Here is a 23,004-nt window from a genome sequence, read left to right as displayed (position 1 = left end):
AGGCGGCCTGGCAGCCCCCCATCTCTCTCTGAAACCACTCGATCCCTGTGGGAGCTGGCTTGCCAGCGATAGCGCCCTCACATCCAACCAATATCTACCGAATACACTCAGTTTCATTGTGGGAGCGAGCCTGCTCGCGAAGGCGGCCTGGCAGCCAACCCATCTCTCTCTGAAACCACTCGATCCCTGTGGGAGCTGGCTTGCCAGCGATAGCGCCCTCACATCCAACCAATATCTACCGAATACACTCAGTTTCATTGTGGGAGCGAGCCCGCTCGCGAAGAGGCCGGTACATTCTACAGATGCATTGAATCATCAGACGCTTTCGCGAGCAGGCTCGCTCACACTTCAAGTCGGCTGAGCCTCAGCCCCGTGGCAAGCGGACAATGGCAGTCAGCCCGCCACCCGGTGTTTCTTCCAGGTCCAACCGCCCACCCAACCGCTTCGCGGCTTCGCGGGCGATGGTCATGCCCAGTCCTACGCCGCCGGAGTTGCGGTTACGCGAGCCTTCCAATCGGTAGAACGGTTCAAACACGGCTTCACGCTGGTCCTCAGCAATCCCCGGCCCGTGATCAATCACCCGTATCAGCAATTCCTCACGCTGTTCCAGCAGTTCAATCCGCGCCTGTCCGGCGTAACGCAGGGCGTTGTCCAGCAGGTTGTTGATGCACGAACGCAGCGCCATCGGTTGTACTGGCAAAGGCGAGCAGTGGCCGCTGACCTGTACATCGGCGCCCTGGTCCTGGGCGTTTTCGCACAGCGATTCGACCAGCGCCTGCACGTCCAGCAACTGCAAGGCTTCGCTGGTGCGTTGTTCGTGCAGATAGGTGAGGGTGGCGTCGAGCATGCCGATCATGTCGCCCAGATCCTGGCGCATCTGGCTTTGCAGCTTGTCGTCGCTGATGTTTTCCAGACGCAGTTTCAGCCGTGACAGTGGCGTACGCAGGTCGTGGGAGACGGCGCCGAGCATGCGCGCGCGTTGCTGGACCTGTTCGCGGATGCGCCGTTGCATGAGGTTGAAGGTGTGCGCCGCTTGCCGGGCTTCGCGCGGGCCGGATTCGTCGAGGGGGTCGCTGTCGAGGTCTTCGCTCAGGCGCTCGGCGGCGTCGCTCAGGCGCTGGATCGGCCGGCTGAGCAGCTTGGCGCCGTACCAGGCGGCAATCATCAGAGTGATGAACTGAAAGGTCAGCGGTACCACCGGGCCACCGAACCAGGGGCGTGTTTGCCTCGGTGGGTAAGCGGCGTCGCGCATGGGCGGTTGGCCGTCGATGTTCGCTGAGAACTCGGGCGGTGGTGGGGGCGGTGGTGGGGGCGGAGGAGGGCCGTAGAGCCTGAACCAGGCGAAGGCCAGCAGGTGCGCCAGGACAATCGCCGCGAACAGCACCCCGAACAGGCGACCGAACAGGGTGTCCAAGCGCGCCTTCATCAACCGATGTCCCGTGCGTCGAACAGGTAACCCTCGCCGCGCACGGTCTTGATCAGTTGCGGGGCTTTCGGGTCGTCGCCGAGTTTCTGTCGCAGGCGCGAGACCAGCAGGTCGATGCTGCGGTCGAAAGCCTCGATCGAGCGACCGCGAGCGGCGTCGAGCAGTTGTTCGCGGCTGAGCACGCGGCGCGGGCGTTCGATGAAGACCCAGAGCAGGCGGAATTCGGCGTTGGACAAGGGCACTACCAGGCCATTGTCGGCGACCACTTGGCGCAGGACGCTGTTCAGGCGCCAGTTGTCGAAGCGAATGTTGGCGCGCTGTTCGCTGCGGTCGTCGCGCACGCGGCGCAGGATGGTCTGGATGCGGGCGACCAGTTCGCGCGGTTCGAACGGCTTGGCCATGTAATCGTCGGCGCCCAGTTCCAAGCCGATGATGCGGTCGGTGGGTTCGCAGCGGGCGGTGAGCATCAGGATCGGGATGTCCGATTCGGCGCGCAGCCAGCGACACAGCGACAGACCGTCTTCGCCGGGCAGCATCAGGTCGAGGACGATGACGTCGAAATGTTCGCCCTGCAGCGCCTGGCGCATCGCAGCGCCGTCGGTGACGCCGCTAGCGTGAATGTTGAAACGGGCGAGGTAATCGATCATCAGCTCGCGGATCGGCACGTCATCATCGACGATCAGCGCGCGGATGCTCCAGCGCTTGTCGTCTTTGCTTTCATCCGTCATGGTTGTCGGGGTGTTGTGCATGGGGCTGTTCACTACCAGGGGTGGTTTCAGCATAGGCGTCCGGCCGAGAGGCGGGAAGTGCTGTTGTAAGGGCGTATTGCGCAGGGCGAGGCTAACCCGGGTGGGTGTTGCCGGCGTGTCGGCTGTGTATCGAAGTCGACACAATAGCCGTGCGGGCTAAGCTGATAACCGCCAGCGCGACGATTTACCGATCATCGGGTGCCGCGCCGCCGCCGGTTCCGCTACAATGCGCGCCGTTTTCGACCAGCCTGAGAGCCCATCCATGTCCGCCTGCCAGACTCCTATCATCGTCGCCCTGGATTTCCCCACCCGTGACGCCGCACTGAAGCTGGCCGACCAGTTGGACCCGAAGCTGTGCCGGGTCAAAGTGGGCAAGGAACTGTTCACCAGTTGCGCGGCGGAAATCGTCGGCACCCTGCGTGACAAGGGTTTTGAAGTGTTTCTGGACCTGAAATTTCACGACATCCCCAACACCACCGCAATGGCCGTGAAAGCCGCTGCCGAGATGGGCGTGTGGATGGTCAACGTGCACTGCTCCGGTGGCCTGCGCATGATGGCTGCCTGCCGTGAAGAGCTGGACAAGCGCAGTGGTCCGCAACCGTTGCTGATCGGCGTGACCGTGCTGACCAGTATGGAGCGCGAGGATCTGGCCGGTATCGGTCTGGATATCGAGCCGCAGGAACAAGTGCTGCGTCTGGCGGCGCTGGCCGAGAAGGCCGGGATGGACGGTCTGGTGTGTTCGGCGCTGGAAGCGTCGGCGCTGAAAGCCGCGCACCCGTCGCTGCAACTGGTGACCCCGGGGATTCGCCCGGCAGGCAGCGCGCAAGACGATCAACGGCGCATTCTGACCCCGCGTCAGGCACTGGATGCCGGTTCCGATTATCTGGTGATCGGCCGTCCGATCAGCCAGGCGCCGAACCCGGCGCAGGCGCTGGCCGCGGTTGTAGCCGAAATTGCCTGAATCTTATTGACGATCCAACTGTGGGAGCAGCCTGCTCGCGAGGAGGGAGTGTCAGTCGGCATCATTACCGACTGATCCACCGCTTTCGCGAGCAGGCTCGCTCCCACATTGGTTTCTGAGTGGTTTTAGACTTTCAACACCAACTTGCCAAAGTTCTCGCCGTTGAACAGTTTCATCAGCGTCTCCGGGAACGTCTCCAGCCCTTCAACCACATCTTCCTTGCTCTTGAGCTGCCCGTTGGCCATCCAGCCGGCCATCTCCTGGGCGGCGCTGGCGAACTGCGCGGCGTAGTCCATCACCACAAAACCTTCCATGCGCGCGCGATTGACCAGCAGTGACAGGTAATTGGCCGGGCCTTTGACCGCTTCTTTATTGTTGTACTGGCTGATCGCGCCGCAGATCACCACGCGCGCCTTCATGTTCAAGCGGCTCAGCACCGCGTCGAGAATGTCGCCACCGACGTTATCGAAGTACACGTCCACGCCTTTCGGGCATTCGCGCTTCAGACCGGCCACGACGTCTTCGGCCTTGTAATCGATGGCGCCGTCAAAACCCAATTCGTCGATGAGGAATTTGCACTTGTCGGCCCCGCCGGCGATGCCGACGACGCGGCAGCCTTTGATTTTGGCGATCTGCCCGGCCACGCTGCCCACCGCACCGGCCGCGCCGGACAGCACCACGGTGTCACCGGCTTTCGGGGCGCCGACGTCGAGCAGGGCGAAGTAGGCGGTCATGCCGGTCATGCCCAGTGCAGACAGATAGCGTGGCAATGGCGCGAGTTTCGGGTCGACCTTGTAGAAACCGCGCGGCTCGCCGAGGAAATAATCCTGCACACCGAGGGCGCCATTGACGTAATCGCCGACGGCGAAGCCAGGATTGTTCGAGGCGATGACTTTTCCCACGCCCAGTGCGCGCATGACCTCACCGAGACCGACCGGCGGGATGTAGGACTTGCCTTCGTTCATCCAGCCGCGCATGGCCGGGTCGAGGGACAAGTATTCGTTTTTCACCAGAATCTGTCCCGCCTGTGGCTCGCCGACCGGTACTTCCTGATAAGTGAAAGTCTCGCGGGTCGCGGCGCCCACCGGGCGTTTGGCGAGCAGGAACTGGCGATTGGTCTGGTTGGTCATGACAGGCACTCGAATGGAATGAAGCCTTGTTGATAGCTCTTCAACGGCGATGTCGCAAGGTTGGCTGATACGGCGAATGCGAGTCGATCCAGTGCAGTGATGATTACGGGGCGGGTTTTATCACTGCAGCGCATGGGCCTGTAAACAGCGATTGCATAGTGCTGACGCGCTTTCGCTGCCCTTGGCTATGCTGCGACGCCAACATCTCCCATTTTTTTTGCATTCGAGGACATAGCCATGAGCATGACGTTTTCCGGTCAGGTGGTTGTAATCACGGGAGCCGCCTACGGCATCGGTCGCGCGACAGCCCTGGCGTTTGCCGCCGAAGGCCTGAAAGTGGTGGTGGCTGACCTCGACGCGGCTGGAGGCGAAGGCACGGTGGCGCTGATTCGTACCGCCGGTGGCGAAGCGTCCTTCGTGCGCTGCGACGTGACGGTGGAAAGCGATGTAAAAAATCTGATGGATGAGGTGATCAATACCTACGGTCGTCTCGACTATGCCTTCAACAACGCCGGGATCGAAATCGAGAAGGGCAAACTGGCCGACGGTACGCTGGACGAGTTCGACGCGATCATGGGCGTCAACGTCAAAGGCGTCTGGCTGTGCATGAAGTATCAGTTGCCGTTGCTGTTGGCGCAGGGCGGTGGCGCGATCGTCAACACGGCGTCGGTAGCCGGGCTGGGCGCAGCGCCGAAAATGAGCATCTATGCGGCGTCGAAACATGCGGTGATCGGCCTGACCAAGTCGGCGGCGATCGAATACGCGAAAAAGAAAATCCGCGTCAACGCAGTGTGCCCGGCAGTGATCGATACGGACATGTTCCGCCGTGCCTACGAAGCCGACCCGAAGAAGGGCGAATTCGCCAACGCCATGCACCCGGTCGGGCGCATTGGCAAGGTCGAGGAAATCGCCAGCGCGGTGCTGTATCTGTGCAGCGATGGCGCAGCGTTCACCACTGGGCACTCATTGGCGGTGGACGGCGGCGTGACGGCGTTCTGAAAGTTGCCGAAATACAAAGAACCCGCCTGCGTGCGGGCTTTTTTGTACCTCGCGGTCGGTCCCTGTGAATACCGTTAAACAATGTGTATCAAACCGTTAGAACTGCCGCATTTGGCGGTGTTGTCGCACAGCCTCGGCGGCGCGGCTGTGATTTACTGCTGCCAGCAAAACTGACAGGAGTTTGCGAGCTCATGGAACTGAGAATTGACCGACAGGCAATGGTGCCGGTCGTGCAGCAGATCGTCGACGGAATGACTGACTGGATTGTGCAAAGCGGCATCCCGCCGGCCACCCGGTTGCCCTCCGTACGGCAAATCGCCCGGGGTAATCTGCTCAGCCAGTCGTGTGTCGTCGAAGCCTGCGAGCGCCTGGTTTCGCAAGGTGTGTTGACTGCGCGTCAGGGCGCGGGATTCATCGTCGCGGCCTCGCCGCCGTTGCGCGAAACGGACTCGGAACTGGCAGTGTTCGAAGGCCGCCATGCGTGGTGCGATGAGCTGAGCGCTTCGTCGGGCCGCTTGGTCTTGGGGCAAGGAGGCTTGCCGCCGAGCTGGCGTGAGCCCGACGACCTCAGCTACGCATTACGCGAGGTGACGCGCACCGACATGGCCAGTCTGTTCAACTACAGCTCGCCGCTGGGCCTGCCAGCGTTGCGCGAGCAAATTGCCAAGCGTCTCAAACTGCTGAACATCGACGCTTGCAATACCCGGCTGATGAGTACCAGCGGTGCCAGTCATGCGCTCGATCTGATCGTGCGCACCCTGTTCAAGGCCGGCGACTGCGTGGTGGTGGAAACGCCCGGTTATGCACCGTTGTTTGACCTGCTGCGCCTGCACGGCGTACAGATGCTCGAAGTGCGTCGGACACCGAGCGGGCCGGACATCGACATGCTCGAGTCAGTGCTGCGTCAGTTTCGTCCCAGCGCCCTGTTCATCGGCAGTCATCACCACAACCCCACCGGCAGCTGCCTGACGCCTGCGGTCGCCCAGCGTATCGTGCAGTTGAGCAAGACCTACGACCTGCGCGTGATCGAAGATGACGTCTACGCTGATCTGCACACCGGCAGCGGTACACGGTTGGCGGCGCTGGACCATGGCGGCAGGGTCATTTATGTCGGCAGCTTCTCCAAGACCCTGAGCAGTTCGTTGCGGGTCGGCTTTGTTCTGGCTGACAGCGAACTGCTGAAGCGCCTGGCCGAGGTCAAGATGATCAGCGGGCTCGGCTGTTCGAGGCTGGCCGAGGCGGTGCTGGCCAGGCTGATGGCGACCGGCGCTTATCGCAAACTGGTGCAGCGCCAGCGCCAGCGCTTGAATGCCGATCGCGCGGCGGCCTTGCAGGCCCTGGAAGACGCCGAGTGGGAAGTGTTTGGCAAGCCGGTTGGCGGGCTGTTTATCTGGGCGCGGGCACGCTTGCGCGATCAGACGTCGGTGCGCAGGCAGGCCCAGCGTTGCGGGCTGGAGTTATCCGCAGCGGACGCCTTCAGTCCCAGCGGTGAGTGCGGTGACTGGCAGCGCATCAATGTGGCCTGTGCCTGCGACCCGCGGGCTCGGCAGTTTTTTCGCAATACTTGCGCGGATCGACCTCCAGCATTCTGAAAACGACGCGGGCGTAGCTTTTTGCCATTATTCCGACGCCAGAGTCTTGTGCTGGTTAGAGCCCGTTGCGAATCTTCGTTCACAGACTTTGGCAGGGGACTACGCGCAATGATTTCGGCCGTGCAAGGACGTTTTGCCAACCTCGGTATGGCGAAAAAACTGGGTATCGGATTTGTGCTGGTCTTGCTGCTGACTGCATTGGTGGCGGCGATCGGCGTCTGGTCGCTGCAAACCATCAGCCTGCGTTTCGACGGCTTGAAGCAGATGTCCGCGCTCAACAGCGGCCTGCTCAAGGTGCGCCTGCTCGAGCAGGAATACGCCCTGCGCGGCAATCCGAAGACCGCCGATGCCTTGCGCGAAGGCGTCGATGGGCTGATCGTTCTTGCCGGCGAGCTCAAGGCACATTCCCCGGCCAATGTGCCGGTGATGAGCGATGTCGAGCAAGCGCTGGGCGCTTATCGCAAGGCCTTCGATGAATTCGTCTCGCTGAGCCAGGCCAAGGACCTTGCGCTGGAGATGGCCAGTTGGTCGGTGTCGAGCGTGGCCAATAACCTTGACGTGTTGCAGAGCGGCCTGGCCGATGATGGCGCCTACACCTTGAAAGACACCGAGGGCAAGGACGGCGCGCAGTTCATCGAACAGGCGAATCAGGTCAGTCAGGTCTCGCGACTGATGCTGCAAGCGATGAACGAAGCGCGGGTGCGTCTGGATCAGAGCCGCAAGGGCGATACCGACAATGCCGGTCAGGGCAACATCGAGCAGGCCGCGCAAGCGCAGGAGCAGGCCGAGGCGCTGAAAACCACGGTCAAGGACGAGGGCTATCTGACTGTGCTCAACGAAGTGTCGGGGCATATCGCCGGATTCAACGAGAAACTGGCTGAATACACCGGGTTGCTGGCGCAAGAAAAAACGGTTTATGACCAACTGCATCAGCGTGCCGCGCAGGTGGTGGACCGGGTCAATCAGGCCTACGTCGCCGAAGACGCTTCGATGCAGGCGGAGCTGAAAAAGAACACGGTGTTGATCATTGGCTCTTCGGCGCTGGCCTTGTTGGTCGGATTACTTGCCGCGTGGGTGATCACGCGCCTGATCGTTGCGCCGCTGCGCAGTGTCATTCGTGTGGCGCAGCAGATTGCTGCGGGTGATCTGACGGCGAAGGTCGAGGTGACGCGCCGCGATGAAATGGGACAATTGATGTTGGCCATGCAGCAGATGGCTGCCGGCCTCGGCGCGATTGTCAGCGGCTTGCAGGCCGGCATCGAGCGCTTGGCCGGTTCCGCGCAATCGCTGTCGGCGGTGACCGAGCAGACCAATCTGGAGGTCAACAGCCAGAAGGAGGAAACCGAGCAGGTCGCCACCGCCATGAACCAGATGACCGCCACCGTGCATGACGTCGCGCGCAATGCCGAAGAGGCGGCGCTGGCGGCGCAGACGGCGGATGACAAGGTCGAGAGCGGCCAGCAGGTGGTGCGCCAAAGCATGGCGCGGATCGAGCAGTTGGCGGATTCGGCGACTTCGGCCAGTTCCAGCATCGAGAGCCTCAGTGCCGAAATTCAGAATATCGGCACGGTGCTCGAGGTGATCAAGAGCGTGGCCGAGCAGACCAATCTGTTGGCGCTGAACGCGGCGATCGAAGCGGCGCGGGCCGGCGAGCAGGGCAGGGGATTCGCGGTGGTGGCCGATGAAGTGCGTGCACTGGCGCGGCGCACGCAGCAATCGACCGAGGAGATCGAGCGCCTGGTCAGTGCTCTGCGCGCGGCGGCGCAGTCGTCGGTGCAGCAGATTCGCAGCAGTGGCGAGTTGGTCAAACTGGCGGTCAGTGATGCGTTGCAGACCGAAAGTGCGCTGGGGAGTATTGCCGCGGCGGTGTCGTTGATTCAGCAGATGAATCAGCAGATCGCGGCGGCGGCGGAGGAGCAGAGCTCGGTGGCGGAGGAGATCAACCGCAGTGTTACGCAGATTCGTGCGAGCGCGGATCACTCTTCCGTGGCCATGCGCGGGAATGCGGCTTCGAGTGTTGAGCTGGCGCAGTTGGGCGGGGAGTTGCGCTCGATGGTTGGGCATTTTCGGCTTTGAGTCTTGGCGGCCTTTGGGCCGGCCAGGCTCTCGGCTTCGCCGCGTGGGGATGGCCCGGGTTTGCTTTTGCTGTTCTGTGGGAGCTGGCTTGCCAGCGAAGGCGGCCTGACAGCCGACCGATTTTTACCTGAGAACACTGCTTCCCAATGTGGGAGCGAGCCTGCTCGCGAAAGCGGTCATCGATTCACATCCTCTTTCAAGTCGGCCACAAAAAAGCCACCAATAACGGTGGCTTCTCTCCCCAGCATTCCCGACTTAGTCGTAAATCACTTTCTTCTTCCAGTCCGCATCGGCTTCGACATCCTTCAAGCCGGCGGTCAGTTGGTTTTCTTCACCTTCCACCGGGGCGATCTTGTCCATGACCTGGGCGTTGGCTCGGGCGAGGAGTTTTTCCAGGTATTGCAGTTGCTCGGCATACATTTGCGGGTCCTGCTGTTTGCGCAGATATTGCACGCCGCGTTCGAAGGCGAGGCGGGCCTGGCCGGGTTGGTTTTGTTGCAGGGACTGTTGGCCGAGGTTGTTGAAGAATTCGATGTGCAGCAGCACGAGAATGTGGCGCACTTCGCGAATCCATTGTTTGGCTTCGTTCGGTGGCAGAAAGCCGTCGTGGGCGGCGCGGGTGATCTGGCCGTGCAGGGCTTCGAGGAGGAAGCGCACGTCTTTGGCTTTGGCTTCGGTCAGGATCGGCGCGGGCGGGTTGTTCACCGGGATCGATTCGCCCTGGGCAACGAGGGCGCTGAGTTCGGTGATGCGGGCCTTGGTCGTCGCGCTGGTTTTTTCCAGGTTGAGCAGGCGCTGGCAGACGTTGAGTTCCAGGCGGGTCAGCAGCAGCTTGAGCGCCGGGGTCATGAACTGGCCGGGGAAGGTTTCGGTCAGTTCGCCGCAGCGGCGCAGGCGGTCGTTGAGTTCGACTTTGGTGCGGGCCTTCTCCAGTTTGTTGTTTTCCACCACATGGTTCATGTAGCCAATGGCGATCAGAATTGCGATCCCGGCTACGACTAGCAGGGTGATCATGAGTGGTGTCACCGGTAAGACCTCTTTATAGGGTTCGCATGCGAGTGTAGTGGCTGGGCATTTAGGCGCCTAGCGCCGCTCGACGGGTTTGATCGGCTGCTGCAATCTGTATCGGCCGCCAGCTGTATAGATGAATGCTGGCGCTTGATGTGCAGATTGCCATCACTGTGCGGTGACTATAACGTCTTGGCGAGTGGCGGAATATAGGCGTCAGGTTTCGGACGACGGAAAAGCCCTACGCGGCCCGTAATCCAGGTCGAAGTCATTGATTTAAATAAATTTATATCAGGGGGTTGACGACCCCTCAATCCATCCATAGAATGCGCGCCACTTGCAGCGTAAAGCACACAGCGAAACGCGGCAGGGAGTGAATGTTGTAGTGTGTCCCCTTCGTCTAGTGGCCTAGGACACCGCCCTTTCACGGCGGTAACAGGGGTTCGAGTCCCCTAGGGGACGCCAATGCGGGAATAGCTCAGTTGGTAGAGCACGACCTTGCCAAGGTCGGGGTCGCGAGTTCGAGTCTCGTTTCCCGCTCCAATTTTAAACAGCAGTGCTTTCGGGCGGTGCTGAGTGAAACCAGAACCAAGTCTTCGGATGCGGATCTGGACACCGAAACACACACCATGTGTTCCGGGTAGCGTGTCCCCTTCGTCTAGTGGCCTAGGACACCGCCCTTTCACGGCGGTAACAGGGGTTCGAGTCCCCTAGGGGACGCCATTTGCGGGAATAGCTCAGTTGGTAGAGCACGACCTTGCCAAGGTCGGGGTCGCGAGTTCGAGTCTCGTTTCCCGCTCCAATTTCACAAAAACGCCGATCAGTGATGATCGGCGTTTTTGTTTGTGCGCGTTTTGTGGCGGCAATAAAAAAGGACCTTTTCACAGGTCCTTTTTTTATTTTGCGCCCGGTCATCAATGATCGGGCCCAGGCAGAGCTTTACAGCTTCGGCAACTGCCCGACACGCCCCATCATTTCCGTGACGATCTGCAGATCCAGCAGGAACTGGTCGACGGTCTTGAATTCGCCATCGGTGTGGCCGGTGTATTTGGCTTCAGGTCGCGCCAGGCCGAATTGCACGCCGTTCGGCAATTCGTGAACCGAAGTCGCGCCGGCGGAAGTACCGAATTCCGACTTCATGCCGAGGTTTTCGCTGGCTACGGCAAGCAGCGCCTTGACCCATTCACCTTCGGGGTTGCGATACATCGGTTCGGCCACTGAGTAGTCGAATGCCACGGTAACGTGAGTCTTTTTGCTCCAGGCATCCAGTTTCTCAGCGATCTCAGCCTTGAGCTTTTCCGGGGACTTGCCCTTCGGTACGCGCAGATTCACCGCCAGCTTGAAGGTTTTGTCATCCTCACCGACGTAGGTCAGCGAGGTGGTCAGTGGCCCCATGAACGAGTCGGAGAAGCCCACGCCGAGTTTTTTACCCAGGTAGTCCAGGCCCCAGTTGTCATCGGCATAACGCGCGGCGTCGGTGAACTGGTTGTGCTTGAGCGCGACTTTGCCGTCCAGGCTGTTGATGAAGCTCAGCATTCGCGCGACCGGGTTGACGCCGGATTCTGGTTCGGAGGAGTGCGCAGAAACCCCCGTCACGGTCAGTTTGACGTCTTTGCCATCAACCTTTGCCGCGACTTCGAAGTCGCCGCCGTTGGCCTTGGCATAAGCGTCGCCGGCTTTTTGCAGACTGGCGGCAAGCTCGGCTGGCTTGTCGGTTACCAGTGTGACCACCGAAGCGGACGGAATCTGGTTGGTCGCTTTGCCGCCAGTCATCGAAATGATTTCCGCGCCGTTGCCTTCACCTTTGCGTTTGGCAAAGTTGGCCATGACAGTGCCGTAACCTTTTTCGGCGATCACCACCGGATAACCGCCGTCCAGCGCCATGTTGTAGTTCGGCGTCGGGTTGCGTTCGAAGTAATAAGGAATAGCGTCGCCGCTGGTTTCTTCGGTGGTGTCGACCAGCAACTTGAAGTTGCGCGCCAGTGGCAATTTCTCGTCCTTGATCACTTTCATGGCGTACAGCGCCACGACGATAGCGTTCTTGTCATCCTCGGTGCCGCGACCGTACATGCGATCGCCAATCAGCGTGACTTTGAACGGGTCGAGTTTGGTGCCGTCCTTCAGCACCCAGTTTTCCGGCGTCACCGGCACCACATCGGCGTGGGCATGAATACCGACGACTTCGTTGCCTTTGCCGTCCAGAGAAATTTCGTAGACACGGTTATCGATATTGCGGAATTTCAAACCGAAGGATTCGGCGAGTTTCTGGATCTCGCCGGCAATCTTGATGAATTCCGGGTTGTCGTGTTGCTCCACGCCGTCCTTGCGGAAGGTCGGGATCTCGACGAGTTGGCGCAGGGTTTCCAGCGCGGCCTTGCCATATTTCACGCGGGTATAAATGCCCAGCAGACGGTGAATTTCATTCTGCTGTTCGGCGTTCAGGGTCTTGTTGTCGAGGAAGGCGCTGATGGACGGGTTGAGCTTATCCGTCTTGGCCAGGTCGCTTTTCGCCAGGCTGCCAAGAAAGCTACGGAAGTCCGTCAGATTCTTGCCGTCGAAGGATTTCAGAATCGCTGCACTTTGCTCGGCAGTGATGTTGGCTTGTGCGGCACTGGTGAACGCTGTGAGGCTGGCCATGACGAGCGTGGCAGCGGCCAGTTTTTTCAGGGAAAAGACCATGTAACAGGCATTCCTTTGCTAGAGATTGGGAAGATATGTCTGACGCTTGCGGCAGAAACATTTTGCAACCTACCACCATGAGCAGGTGAAGAGGGAGTCACAAACTTGATCTGTCGCACAGAAACGCAAAAGAGGCGCACAAATGAAAAAGTCCCGGCAACTGATGCCGGGACTTTTTTTTGCGAGTTACATCGACAGCATCAGGCGTCCGGCAAACAGAATGAGGATGACGCCCATGCTGCGCTCGAACCAGTGTCCAAGGCGCATGAACAGCAGGCGCACTTTGTTGCTGGAGAAAAACAGCGCGACGATCACGAACCACAGCGCGTTGACGAAGCACATCCACAAGCCGTAGAACGCCTGGATCTGTAGCGGTGTGCTGGCGCTGATGATCGTGGTGAAGATGGCCAGAAAAAACAGCGTGGCCTTGGGGTTGGTCGCGTTGGTCAGAAAACCGGTGCTGAATGCCTTGAACAGTGACTGTTCAACCAGCGGCTCATCGGCGGTTTTTTCGCCTTCGACGCTGCTCTTCGGTTTGCTGCGAATCAGGCTGACGCCCAGATAGAGGATGTACGCACCGCCGACCACTTTGGCGACGGTGAGCAGCCACGGCGTGGTGTGCATCAGGGCGCCGACGCCGAGCAGGGTATACAGCACGTGCACGGAAATCCCCGCGCCGATGCCCAGCGCAGTGCAGATGCCGACGAGCCGACCGAAGCGCACGCTTTGGCGGATGGTCACGGCGAAGTCCGGGCCGGGTGCAACCACGGCGAGAAAGTGGATGGTCGCCAATGCGAGAAACTCGCCCAGGTAATTGGAAAGCATGTCAGCTCCAGAAAGTCAGAGGGGAGGCATTGCCGCGATAGCCGACAAAGAACGACAGGCTCAAACGCGGATCGGCCACGCCCGGAGTCACCGAGTGCATGCGCCGCGAATTGAACATGATGAAATCGCCGGGCTGCGGTCGTACTTCGAGGGCGGGCGGCCCCAGCAGCGACGGCTCGATGCCATAACTGTCGCCGCGCATTTCGTCGAATTGATCCGGGGTGATGTGGTCATTCCACATCTGCAAGGCGCCACCCTCGGTGGGCATGTTCAGGTAGACGTTGCAGGCGAATTGCGCCTCGAGGCTGCGCGCCTGAAAACTGTCCGGGGCGTCCTTGGCGAAGATGTCGTGATGAGCAAGAAAGCACACGCCGGGTTTGACCACGCGCGACAAGCCGACATACATCTTGCGCCCGTAGAGATTTTCCAGATGCGCGCCAGCGGGCCAGGATTCGTCGAGCATGCAGCGCAACGTGTCGATCGGCGAGGAGTAGGGCGCGCAGCGCTGGCGCAGTTCGTCGATGTTGCGGGTGGCGCGTTCGAAGTAATCCTCGATCAGCAGCGGCTGGTTTTCCGCCTCGTAAAAGGCCATGCCGATGCGGCCGATACTCGGCGCGTTGATGTAGCCTTCAAAGCCTGGGGCGAGGATCTTGTCACCGATCTCAATCGCCAGCGGCTCGGGCAGAAAGCGTTTGACGCGGATGGCGAGGACTTCTTCGTTGGCCAGTTTTTTTATGCACGTCTCATCGAGACGCTCGACGTCTAGCATCATTTGTTTTAGGTCCATCTATCGATAGTCAACGGAACCGGCGAGTGCGGTTCCCCGGCGTCGGACGTTGCGCGACGGCAACGTCCGAAATGCTCAATCCACGCTGTAGTGGACGGACAGCGTGCCTTTCTTCTGCGAAAGCGACGCGATCGTGACTGTGCCCAGATCCTTCAGGCTGCGTACGTGGGTGCCACCGCAGCCATAGGCTGGCAGCTCACCGAAACTGATTTCCCGCGCGCCCTCGCGCAGTGAAGTCAGACGCGGCAGATCGTGTTCGATCCACTGCTCGATACCGGTTTGCACGGTTGGCGCATCGACTTCTTCCGCGCCATCGCCCGGTTTGAATTGCACCCGGCCTTCGTCCGGCCAGTGGTGCGCTTTGATCGGCATCCAGCCCATGGCCTGAATGAAATGACCGACCAGGTGCCCGGCCGAATGCATGCGCGTGTTGAAGCGGCGGCGTTCTTTGTCGATGCGGATGACGGTCATGCCCAGCGGCAGCGGGCGGTCGACGAAATGCACAATGCGCTCCGCTTCCTGCACCACGCGCGACACCCGGCTTTCACCGATCCAGCCGGTGTCGCAAGGCTGACCGCCGCCCTGGGGGTGAAACAGGGTAGCGCGCAGCACTACGGCGAATTCGTTCTCGTGGGGTGTGCAGTCGAGGACTTCGACATTCGCCTTGAGGTCGTCACTGTGAAAAAACAGGCGAAGCGTCATATTCCATGCCCTGATCGAAGTTCTGTTTTTATTATATGAATCGTGCAATAACGTGATAATCCGTTCGAACATCAAAGGACTTGTGCGTCGTGAGCATCAATCTTCCGCTGCCGCTGTTGGGTGAAATGGCGATTTTCGTCAAGGTTGTCGAGACCGGCAGCTTCTCTGAAGCGGCGCGGCAGATGGGTTCCTCGCCCTCGGCGGTCAGTCGCAGTATTTCCCGATTGGAAAAGGCGTTGGCCACGCGCCTGCTGCAACGCACCACGCGCAAACTGCGCTTGAGCGATGGCGGTGAGGAGGTGTTCAAGCGTTGCCAGGAAATGGTCAGCGCGGCCAGGTCGGTGATGGAAGTCAGCGGCCAGTTCACCCACGAAGCCGAAGGTCTGGTGCGGGTCAGCGTGCCGAAAGCGGTGGGGCGCTTTGTGATTCATCCGCACATGCCGGAGTTTCTGCGCCGCTATCCCAAGGTCGACGTCGAGTTGTTGCTGGAAGATCGTCAGGTCGATCTGATCGATGATCATGTCGATCTGGCGATTCGCATCACTGATCGTCCACCGGCCGGTCTGGTCGGGCGGCAGTTGCTGACCATCGATCATTTGCTTTGCGCCACGCCGCAATACCTGGCCGAACACGGCACGCCGACGCATCCGCACGATTTGCTCAACCACAGTTGTATTTATCTGGGCGAAACGCCGAGCGATGCGCGCTGGAAGTTCAAGAAGGGCAGCAAGGCGGTGACGGTCGGTGTGCGCGGACGCTATGCCGCCAATCACACGGGCGTGCGCTTGGGGGCGGTGTTGCAGCACATCGGCATTGGCAGTCTGCCGTATTTCACGGCGCGTTACGCATTGGAGCAGAAGTTGATTGTGCAGGTGTTGCCGGACTGGACGTTTCTTGCCTCTTACCATGGCGGGTTGTGGTTGCTGCATTCACCGACGCGTTATCTGCCGCCGAAGTTGCGGGTGTTTATTGATTATCTGGTGGAGTGTTTGCAGAAGGAGCCGACGTTGGGTAGACCCGGAAAATCTGCCGGTGGGAGCAATGCGGCTGTGGCGTATGAGCTGCCGGAGAGTGAGGGGTTGCTTTGAGGTTTTTTTGTGGGGGGCTTGGCGGCCTTTGGGCCGACCAGGTTCTTGGGGTTTTGGGTAAATATCCGTTTCTGCGGGTGCTGCGGCTGGCGGTTTCGCCCTTACGGCGAGTCACTTTTTCAGACGCCAAAAAGTAACCAAAACGCTAGCTCCTGCGTTCGGCCCGCTCGCTGGGGCTCGGGGTACCTTCGCTCCGGGACTGATCCGGGCGCAGCGGCTCCGGTTTGCTTCGCTGCACCTCCTTCCGCTGTGTACGACTGCGTCGTACGGTCGCTGCGCTCCCACGCCCGGATCAATCCCTACGCTCAGCCTTCCGACGTCGTTTATGGATCAAGATCAAGAGCGGTACTCGAGCTTGCGCTCATTGTTTTGAGTGGTGAAAAGCGTGTGGTCTGCTTTGGATCTTTGTTGGATTCGCCTCTCACCCCAGCCCTCTCCCCGAGGAGAGGTAGCTGATTTGTGTGCTTTTCAAATCCCGAGTTCAACTCGGACTTTCACATCGACGTAACTCGCCCAAACACCTCGGTCAGTCCCCTCTCCCTCCGGGAGAGGGCTAGGGTGAGGGTGTTTTTGATCTAGAAAAAAAGGCCCGCATGGAATCACCAGTGCGGGCCTTTCGATTACCTGTCGATATCAGTGCTTGCTGTCCTGCGCAGACATGGCCAGCAGTTGTTTTTCCTGGTTCCAGTCGAACGGTTCGTCGTTCTGTTCGGCTTCGTAGCGGCGTTCTTCGAGGGCCTGGTAGAGGTCGATTTCTTCGTCGGAGAGGTAGTGCAGGCAGTCGCCGGCGAAGAACCACAGCAGGTCGCGGGGGATCAAGTGGGCGATTTGCGGGTAGCGGCTGATGACTTGGGTGAGGATGTCCTGGCCCAGGTATTGGCTTTCGATAGGGTCGATCGGCAGGGAGGCCAGCAGTTCGTCGAAGCGCTCGAGGAACAGGGCATGGCTTTCTTCGGGCACTTGTTCGGCCTCACCTACGGCGACCAGGATAATGCGCAGGTGGTCGAGCAACACGAGATGATCGGCAACGACGTTGGACACGAGATAAGTCCTCAAGAGCAAAACGGGCGCGGGAGTATAAAGCCCTCGCGCCGTTTTTTCACATAAACCGGGATCAGCGGACTTTGCCCTCTGCCTGGGTCAGTTCTTCTTTGGCGAAATCATCGACGTCGATCACCTTGCGGCGGGCCGCTTCGGCGTCGCGCAGGCTTTGCGCTTCGACGGCTTGCAGTACGCCGGCTTCCAGTGCGGCATCGATGGCGTGTTCGCCGGCTGCCGGTTTGACCTGGCCGCTCTTCAGTGCGGTGTGCAGTTTCTTGTGCAGCGGTTGCGCGGCGTTAAGCAGGTCGCTGGCGTGTTGCAGTGCGCCCACGGCATCGTCCGCCGATTGCGGGCGGTAGCAGCCGGCGAGCAGTTCTTCCAGCGCCGGATCGCCTTTGGCGCGACCGATGACTGCAGCGACTTCGGCGCCGAGTTTGTCCGATGGGCCTTTGTGACGGCGACCAAACGGGAAGACGATGACCCGCAGCAGGCAGCCGAAGACTTTGTTCGGGAAGTTGCTCAGCAGTTCATCCAGCGCACGCTCCGACTGGCCGAGGCTTTCTTCCATGGCCCAGCGGAACAGCGGCTCCATGTACGCCGGCGAATCCAGGTCGTGATAGCGCTTGAGCGCGGCGGAGGCCAGATACAGGTTGCTCAATACATCGCCGAGGCGTGCCGACAGACGTTCGCGGCGTTTCAGTTCGCCGCCCAGGAGCATCATGCTGAAGTCGGCGAGCATGGCAAATGCGGCGGCCTGACGGTTCAGCGCGCGGAAGTAGCCCTGACTGATCCTGTCGCCCGGCGCATGTTCGAAATGACCGAGCCCGAGGTTCAGCACCAGTGTGCTGGCGGCATTGCTGACGGCAAAACCGATGTGCTTGAGCAACAGGCCGTCGAATTCCTTGAGTGCCTGATCCTTGTCCTCGCGACCGGCCAGGGCCATTTCCTTGAGCACAAATGGATGGCAGCGGATCGCGCCCTGACCGAAGATCATCAGGTTGCGCGACAGGATGTTCGCGCCTTCGACGGTGATGAAGATCGGCGCGCCGTTCCAGCTGCGGCCCAAGTAATTGTTCGGCCCCATGATGATCGCTTTACCACCATGCACATCCATGGCGTGGCTGATGCATTCGCGGCCGCGTTCGGTGAGGTGATATTTGAGGATCGCCGACAGCACCGATGGTTTTTCACCCAGGTCCACCGCGTTGGCGGTGAGCATGCGGGCGGCGTCCATCATCCACGCGTTGCCGCCGATGCGCGCCATGGCTTCCTGAATGCCTTCGAACGCGGACAGCGGTACATTGAATTGCTCGCGAATCTGCGCGTACTGGCCGGTGACCAGACTGGTGAACTTGGCCGCACCGGTACCGACGGCTGGCAGCGAGATCGAACGCCCGACTGACAGGCAGTTCATCAGCATCATCCAGCCCTTGCCGAGCATTTCCTGACCACCGATGAGGTAGTCAAGCGGAATGAACACGTCCTTGCCGGAGTTCGGGCCGTTCATGAACGCGGCGCCCAGCGGCAGGTGTCGACGACCGATTTCCACTCCTGCGGTATCGGTCGGGATCAGCGCCAGACTGATGCCGAGGTCCTCTTCCTCACCGAGCAGGTGATCCGGGTCATAAGCCTTGAATGCCAGGCCAAGCAGGGTAGCGACCGGGCCGAGGGTGATGTAGCGCTTTTCCCAGTTCAGGCGCAGGCCGATGACTTCTTCACCTTCCCACTGGCCTTTGCAGATGATCCCGGTGTCGGGCATCGCGCCGGCGTCGGAACCGGCCAGCGGGCCGGTGAGGGCGAAGCACGGGATATCGTCGCCACGCGCCAGGCGCGGCAGGTAGTGATTACGTTGTTCATCGGTGCCGTAATGCAGCAGCAATTCGGCCGGGCCGAGGGAGTTCGGGACCATCACGGTAGAGGCGAGGTCACCGCTGCGCGTCGCCAGTTTCATTGCCACTTGTGAGTGAGCGTAGGCCGAGAAGCCTTTGCCGCCGTATTCCTTGGGAATGATCAGGGCGAAAAAGCCATGTTCCTTGATGTGCGTCCAGGCCTCGGGCGGCAGGTCCATGGACTGGCCGATCTGCCAGTCGCTGACCATCGCGCAGAGTTCTTCGGTCGGGCCATCGATGAACGCCTGTTCTTCTTCAGTCAGTTGCACCTTGGGATAGGACAGCAGTTTGTCCCAGTCCGGACGGCCGCTGAACAGCTCGCCGTCCCACCATACGGTGCCGGCATCGATCGCGTCGCGTTCGGTCTGCGACATCGGTGGCAGGGTTTTCTGGAACCAGTTGAACAGCGGCGCGGTGAAGTGTTTGCGACGCAGGTCAGGCAGCAACAATGGCGCGGCCACTACCGCCAACAGGACCCAGAAGACAAACAGCAGCCAGCCCGGCGCGTGACTGAAAATCCCCATGGCGACCAGATAGGCCGCAACGATGCCCAACGCGGGCAGCGGGGCGATGCGTCGATGGGCGAGATACGCCACGCCGACGATCAAAACCAGTATCCACAACAACAGCATATTCAGTCCTCCGTGAACCAAGGCAAATCGACCCTCCAGAGCTTAGACGGCATCTGCAAATAAGGGTGGTCAGAGCATGGTGATTGAAATCGTGGGAAACCCCGGATGGTTTTCGTAGGTTCGGTGGGCAACACGTGTGGGAAATCGTTCGTTGCTGCGCAGCTTTGCTTTCAGGTTTGGCCGAAACGTCGTTATCTCTGTGCTCAAGCTGTCGCTAGACTCGTGACTCATCCAGGAGATTGCCGCCATGCACGAATATCTGAGCCCCGGCCGCTTCATCGATAGTGACCACCCGGCGGTGGTGGAGTTCGCCGAGCAGCACCGCGGTGCCAGTAATGATCCGCGTGAGCAGGCGATCAGTCTGTATTACGCCGTGCGCGAGGCGGTGCGCTACAACCCTTACACTTTCAGCCGTGATCCGCAAACCCTGCGCGGCAGTTACGCACTCGCAGCAGGGGAGAGTTACTGCGTGCCGAAAGCCACGCTGCTCGCCGGTTGTGCGCGGCATTGCGGGATCCCGGCGCGCATCGGTCTGGCCGATGTGCGCAATCATCTGTCGACGCCACGTCTGCTCGAGTTGCTGAAAAGCGATGTGTTCGCCATGCATGGCTACACCGAGCTGTTTCTCGACGGCCGCTGGGTCAAGGCGACGCCAGCGTTCAACCAGCAACTGTGCGAGTTGTTCAACGTCGCAGCGCTGGAGTTCGATGGCATCAATGACAGCGTTTTCCATCCGTTCAACCGTGACGGCGCGCAGTTGATGGAGTATCTGCTCGATCACGGCCAGTTCACCGACGTGCCGGAAACCTTCTTCTTCGAGCACCTGCAAAAGTGCTATCCGCATCTGTTCAGTGAGCAACTGCCGGTGCTGCTGGGCGATATGCAGGCCGATTTGAGTCGCACCTGATCCGGCGTATGCTGGCCGTCCACTCACTTGCAAAGAGGCGGTCATGCTGAAGATCTGGGGACGGAAAAATTCATCGAACGTCAGAAAGCCCTTGTGGGCTGCCGAAGAGCTGGGCCTGGCGTACGAGGCCATTGATGCCGGCGGCGCGTTCGGTGTGGTCGACACGCCCGAGTACCGCGCGATGAACCCGAATGGCCGGGTGCCGGTGATCGAGGATGACGGTTTCGTGCTGTGGGAATCCAACGCCATCGTGCGCTATCTGCTGGCTAAACACGCCCCGGACAGCGCCTGGTATCCGGCGGATGCGCAAGCCCGCGCCACGGCGGACAAGTGGATGGACTGGACCACTTCCAGTTTCGCCGGGCCGTTCCGCACGGTGTTCTGGGGTGTGCTGCGTACGCCTGCGGAGAAGCAGGACTGGAAGGCGATCAACGCCGCGATCAAGGAATGCGATGAACTGCTGAACATGGCCGACCACGCCTTGATCAGCCAGCCTTATCTCTCCGGCAATGACATCGGCATGGGCGACATTCCGCTGGGCAGCTTCATTTACGCCTGGTTCGAAATGCCCATCGAGCGCGCTCCGCAACCGCATCTGCAAGCCTGGTATGAACGTTTGAAGCAGCGTGCGGCCTATCAGAAGGCGGTCATGACCGCGTTGACTTGATAATTACTATCGACACACTTGACTGTACTTGTGCGGCGGCGGCAAGCACCATTGCGAACTTGCGCCGCGGTTGTTTCCCTCGCCGCCCGCCCTTATTTACTTCTTTCCTTCCTTCTTGGTGCGTAAATCCGATATGAGTTCCGCTCTGTCCATCCGGCAGCTAACCAAAACCTACGGCAACGGGTTCCAGGCCTTGAGTGGTATCGATCTGGACGTCGCCGAAGGTGACTTTTTCGCCTTGCTCGGCCCCAACGGCGCCGGCAAATCCACCACCATCGGCATCCTCTCGACCCTGGTCAACAAGACCAGCGGCACCGTGAATATTTTCGGCCATGACCTGGACAAGAACCCGGCGGCGCTCAAGCGCTCGATCGGCGTGGTGCCGCAGGAATTCAACTTCAACCAGTTCGAAAAGACCTTCGACATCGTCGTGACCCAGGCCGGTTACTACGGCATTCCGGCGAAAGTCGCCAAGGAACGCGCCGAGCAGTACCTGACCCAGCTCGGCCTGTGGGACAAGCGCGATGTGCCGTCGCGTTCGCTGTCCGGCGGCATGAAACGGCGTTTGATGATCGCCCGTGCGCTGGTGCACGAACCGCGCCTGCTGATCCTCGATGAGCCGACTGCGGGCGTCGATATCGAACTGCGCCGTTCGATGTGGACCTTCCTCACCGAGCTGAACCAGAAAGGCATCACCATCATCCTGACCACGCATTACCTGGAAGAGGCCGAGCAGCTGTGCCGCAACATCGGCATCATCGACCACGGCACTATCGTCGAAAACACCAGCATGAAACAGTTGCTGGGCCAGTTGCACGTGGAAACCTTCTTGCTCGACCTGAAGAACGATTTGCACGCCGCGCCGCAGTTGCTCGGCTACCCCGCCCGGTTGCTCGACGGCCATACCCTCGAAGTCCAGGTCGATAAATCCATGGGCATCACGGCGCTGTTCACCCAACTGGCGCAGCAGAACATCGAAGTGCTGAGCCTGCGTAACAAAACCAATCGCCTCGAGGAGTTGTTCGTGTCCCTGGTGGAGAAAAATCTGTCGAAGGTGGCGGTATGAGTTCCGAGTTCGGTCCCAACCTCGTCGCCCTGCAAACCATCGTCTACCGCGAGGTCAAACGCTTCATGCGGATCTGGCCGCAGACGTTGCTGCCGCCGGCGATCACCATGGTTCTGTACTTCGTGATTTTCGGCAACCTGATCGGCCGGCAGATCGGCGACATGGGTGGCTTCACCTACATGGAGTACATCGTGCCGGGTCTGATCATGATGTCAGTGATCACCAACTCCTATGGCAACGTGGTCTCGAGCTTTTTCGGCAGCAAGTTCCAGCGCTCGATCGAAGAGCTGATGGTTTCGCCGGTGTCACCGCACACCATCCTGATCGGCTTCACCATTGGCGGCGTATTGCGCGGTCTGGCAGTGGGTCTGATCGTGACGATTCTGTCGCTGTTCTTCACAGATTTGCAGGTGCATCACCTCGGCGTGACCATTCTGGTGGTAGTGCTGACCGCGACAATCTTCTCGCTGCTGGGCTTCATCAACGCGGTGTTTGCGCGCAACTTCGATGATATATCGATCATTCCGACCTTTGTGCTGACCCCGCTGACTTACCTGGGCGGCGTGTTCTACTCGATCACTTTGCTGCCACCGTTCTGGCAGACCGTGTCGCTGGCCAACCCGGTGCTGCACATGGTCAACGCCTTCCGCTACGGCATCCTTGGTGTCTCGGATATCCGTATCGGCATCGCCATCACCTTCATGCTGGTGGCGACCGTGGTGCTGTATCTCGGCTGTGCGCGGTTGCTGGTGAGCGGGCGCGGGATGCGTACCTGATCCC

Annotated in this window: 19 protein-coding genes, 4 tRNA genes and 1 pseudogene; 14 read left to right on the top strand and 10 right to left on the bottom strand. The window is 60.2% G+C overall.

Annotated elements, in window-relative coordinates; translation table 11 throughout:
* Positions 1 to 364: 364 nt before the first annotated feature.
* Both V8J63_RS10115 and V8J63_RS10110 read right to left on the bottom strand, forming a co-directional pair.
* Positions 365 to 1,426: an ATP-binding protein gene (locus V8J63_RS10115; RefSeq protein WP_125927963.1), complete on the bottom strand. Its 1,062-nt coding sequence runs from the start codon at positions 1,424 to 1,426 to the stop codon at positions 365 to 367.
* Positions 1,426 to 2,175 (bottom strand): response regulator, encoded by a 750-nt coding sequence (locus V8J63_RS10110; RefSeq protein ID WP_024013950.1) that lies wholly within the window; start codon positions 2,173 to 2,175, stop codon positions 1,426 to 1,428. Before V8J63_RS10110 ends, V8J63_RS10115 begins: the two co-directional genes overlap by 1 nt.
* 262 nt (positions 2,176 to 2,437) lie before the next feature.
* Here V8J63_RS10110 and pyrF point away from each other — a divergent pair, with 262 nt between their 5' ends.
* Positions 2,438 to 3,136: an orotidine-5'-phosphate decarboxylase gene (gene pyrF / locus V8J63_RS10105; protein ID WP_110601737.1), complete on the top strand. Its 699-nt coding sequence runs from the start codon at positions 2,438 to 2,440 to the stop codon at positions 3,134 to 3,136.
* A gap of 125 nt (positions 3,137 to 3,261) precedes the next feature.
* Here pyrF and V8J63_RS10100 read toward each other — a convergent pair whose 3' ends face one another.
* On the bottom strand, positions 3,262 to 4,266 hold the full coding sequence (locus V8J63_RS10100) for an NADP-dependent oxidoreductase (protein WP_016773662.1): 1,005 nt from the start codon (positions 4,264 to 4,266) through the stop codon (positions 3,262 to 3,264).
* A gap of 237 nt (positions 4,267 to 4,503) precedes the next feature.
* Between V8J63_RS10100 and V8J63_RS10095 the strand changes: the two genes are divergently transcribed.
* The 4 genes and pseudogenes from V8J63_RS10095 (at position 4,504) to V8J63_RS27765 (ending at position 8,933) form a co-directional block, all read left to right on the top strand.
* On the top strand, positions 4,504 to 5,265 hold the full coding sequence (locus tag V8J63_RS10095; RefSeq protein WP_016773663.1) for an SDR family oxidoreductase: 762 nt from the start codon (positions 4,504 to 4,506) through the stop codon (positions 5,263 to 5,265).
* A 191-nt stretch (positions 5,266 to 5,456) separates the two neighbouring features.
* Positions 5,457 to 6,857, top strand: coding sequence for an aminotransferase-like domain-containing protein (locus V8J63_RS10090; protein WP_336463959.1), 1,401 nt, complete (start codon positions 5,457 to 5,459; stop codon positions 6,855 to 6,857).
* Positions 6,858 to 6,965: 108 nt separating this feature from the next.
* A pseudogene (locus V8J63_RS27770) lies at positions 6,966 to 8,072 on the top strand (HAMP domain-containing protein); the annotation flags it as partial.
* A complete protein-coding gene (locus V8J63_RS27765; protein WP_442963516.1) occupies positions 8,052 to 8,933 on the top strand; it encodes a methyl-accepting chemotaxis protein in 882 nt (293 codons plus the stop codon). The pseudogene V8J63_RS27770 and the gene V8J63_RS27765, both read left to right, overlap by 21 nt.
* Positions 8,934 to 9,188: 255 nt before the next feature.
* Here the strand turns inward: V8J63_RS27765 and V8J63_RS10080 are convergent, their stop codons facing one another.
* Positions 9,189 to 9,947: a hypothetical protein gene (locus V8J63_RS10080; RefSeq protein WP_039764159.1), complete on the bottom strand. Its 759-nt coding sequence runs from the start codon at positions 9,945 to 9,947 to the stop codon at positions 9,189 to 9,191.
* Positions 9,948 to 10,330: 383 nt separating this feature from the next.
* On the opposite strand from V8J63_RS10080, the gene V8J63_RS10075 reads away from it, so the two are divergent.
* The 4 genes from V8J63_RS10075 (at position 10,331) to V8J63_RS10060 (ending at position 10,743) form a co-directional block, all read left to right on the top strand.
* A tRNA-Glu gene (locus V8J63_RS10075) sits at positions 10,331 to 10,406 on the top strand.
* A 2-nt stretch (positions 10,407 to 10,408) separates the two neighbouring features.
* Positions 10,409 to 10,484 (top strand) — tRNA-Gly (locus V8J63_RS10070).
* Positions 10,485 to 10,588: 104 nt separating this feature from the next.
* Positions 10,589 to 10,664: transfer RNA gene (locus tag V8J63_RS10065), tRNA-Glu, on the top strand.
* A gap of 3 nt (positions 10,665 to 10,667) precedes the next feature.
* Positions 10,668 to 10,743 (top strand) — tRNA-Gly (locus V8J63_RS10060).
* 137 nt (positions 10,744 to 10,880) lie between these two features.
* Here V8J63_RS10060 and V8J63_RS10055 read toward each other — a convergent pair.
* The 4 genes from V8J63_RS10055 to V8J63_RS10040 form a co-directional block, all read right to left on the bottom strand.
* Entirely contained in the window at positions 10,881 to 12,620 is a 1,740-nt protein-coding gene (locus V8J63_RS10055; protein WP_336463958.1) for a dipeptidase, read from the bottom strand.
* Positions 12,621 to 12,806: 186 nt separating this feature from the next.
* Positions 12,807 to 13,445 (bottom strand): LysE family translocator, encoded by a 639-nt coding sequence (locus tag V8J63_RS10050; RefSeq protein WP_016773667.1) that lies wholly within the window; start codon positions 13,443 to 13,445, stop codon positions 12,807 to 12,809.
* Position 13,446: 1 nt separating this feature from the next.
* A complete protein-coding gene (locus V8J63_RS10045; protein WP_122700212.1) occupies positions 13,447 to 14,217 on the bottom strand; it encodes a 2OG-Fe(II) oxygenase in 771 nt (256 codons plus the stop codon).
* A gap of 90 nt (positions 14,218 to 14,307) precedes the next feature.
* Positions 14,308 to 14,934, bottom strand: a complete 627-nt coding sequence (locus V8J63_RS10040; RefSeq protein WP_130887874.1) for an alanyl-tRNA editing protein — start codon at positions 14,932 to 14,934, stop codon at positions 14,308 to 14,310.
* Positions 14,935 to 15,023: 89 nt separating this feature from the next.
* Between V8J63_RS10040 and V8J63_RS10035 the strand changes: the two genes are divergently transcribed.
* On the top strand, positions 15,024 to 16,022 hold the full coding sequence (locus tag V8J63_RS10035; RefSeq protein ID WP_016773670.1) for a LysR family transcriptional regulator: 999 nt from the start codon (positions 15,024 to 15,026) through the stop codon (positions 16,020 to 16,022).
* A gap of 633 nt (positions 16,023 to 16,655) precedes the next feature.
* Here the strand turns inward: V8J63_RS10035 and V8J63_RS10030 are convergent.
* Both V8J63_RS10030 and V8J63_RS10025 read right to left on the bottom strand, forming a co-directional pair.
* Positions 16,656 to 17,063 carry a PA2817 family protein gene (locus tag V8J63_RS10030; RefSeq protein WP_016771014.1) on the bottom strand — a complete coding sequence of 136 codons (408 nt, stop codon included), beginning with the start codon at positions 17,061 to 17,063 and terminating at the stop codon, positions 16,656 to 16,658.
* Positions 17,064 to 17,136: 73 nt separating this feature from the next.
* Positions 17,137 to 19,584 carry an acyl-CoA dehydrogenase gene (locus V8J63_RS10025; protein WP_130887875.1) on the bottom strand — a complete coding sequence of 816 codons (2,448 nt, stop codon included), beginning with the start codon at positions 19,582 to 19,584 and terminating at the stop codon, positions 17,137 to 17,139.
* Positions 19,585 to 19,831: 247 nt separating this feature from the next.
* Here V8J63_RS10025 and V8J63_RS10020 point away from each other — a divergent pair, with 247 nt between their 5' ends.
* The 4 genes from V8J63_RS10020 (at position 19,832) to V8J63_RS10005 (ending at position 23,000) form a co-directional block, all read left to right on the top strand.
* Positions 19,832 to 20,491 carry a transglutaminase-like domain-containing protein gene (locus V8J63_RS10020; RefSeq protein WP_071173232.1) on the top strand — a complete coding sequence of 220 codons (660 nt, stop codon included), beginning with the start codon at positions 19,832 to 19,834 and terminating at the stop codon, positions 20,489 to 20,491.
* Between the two features lie 43 nt (positions 20,492 to 20,534).
* On the top strand, positions 20,535 to 21,158 hold the full coding sequence (locus V8J63_RS10015) for a glutathione S-transferase family protein (protein WP_016771011.1): 624 nt from the start codon (positions 20,535 to 20,537) through the stop codon (positions 21,156 to 21,158).
* Between the two features lie 133 nt (positions 21,159 to 21,291).
* On the top strand, positions 21,292 to 22,224 hold the full coding sequence (locus V8J63_RS10010) for an ABC transporter ATP-binding protein (protein ID WP_073472242.1): 933 nt from the start codon (positions 21,292 to 21,294) through the stop codon (positions 22,222 to 22,224).
* Positions 22,221 to 23,000: an ABC transporter permease gene (locus V8J63_RS10005; protein ID WP_039760202.1), complete on the top strand. Its 780-nt coding sequence runs from the start codon at positions 22,221 to 22,223 to the stop codon at positions 22,998 to 23,000. Before V8J63_RS10010 ends, V8J63_RS10005 begins: the two co-directional genes overlap by 4 nt.
* Positions 23,001 to 23,004: the final 4 nt, after the last annotated feature.

This window comes from Pseudomonas sp. CCNWLW23 (assembly GCF_037095675.1).
Classification (GTDB): Bacteria; Pseudomonadota; Gammaproteobacteria; order Pseudomonadales; family Pseudomonadaceae; genus Aquipseudomonas; species Aquipseudomonas atacamensis.
The sequence above is the reverse complement of the archived record's forward strand: the minus strand, read 5'-3'. Positions and strand labels throughout refer to the sequence as shown.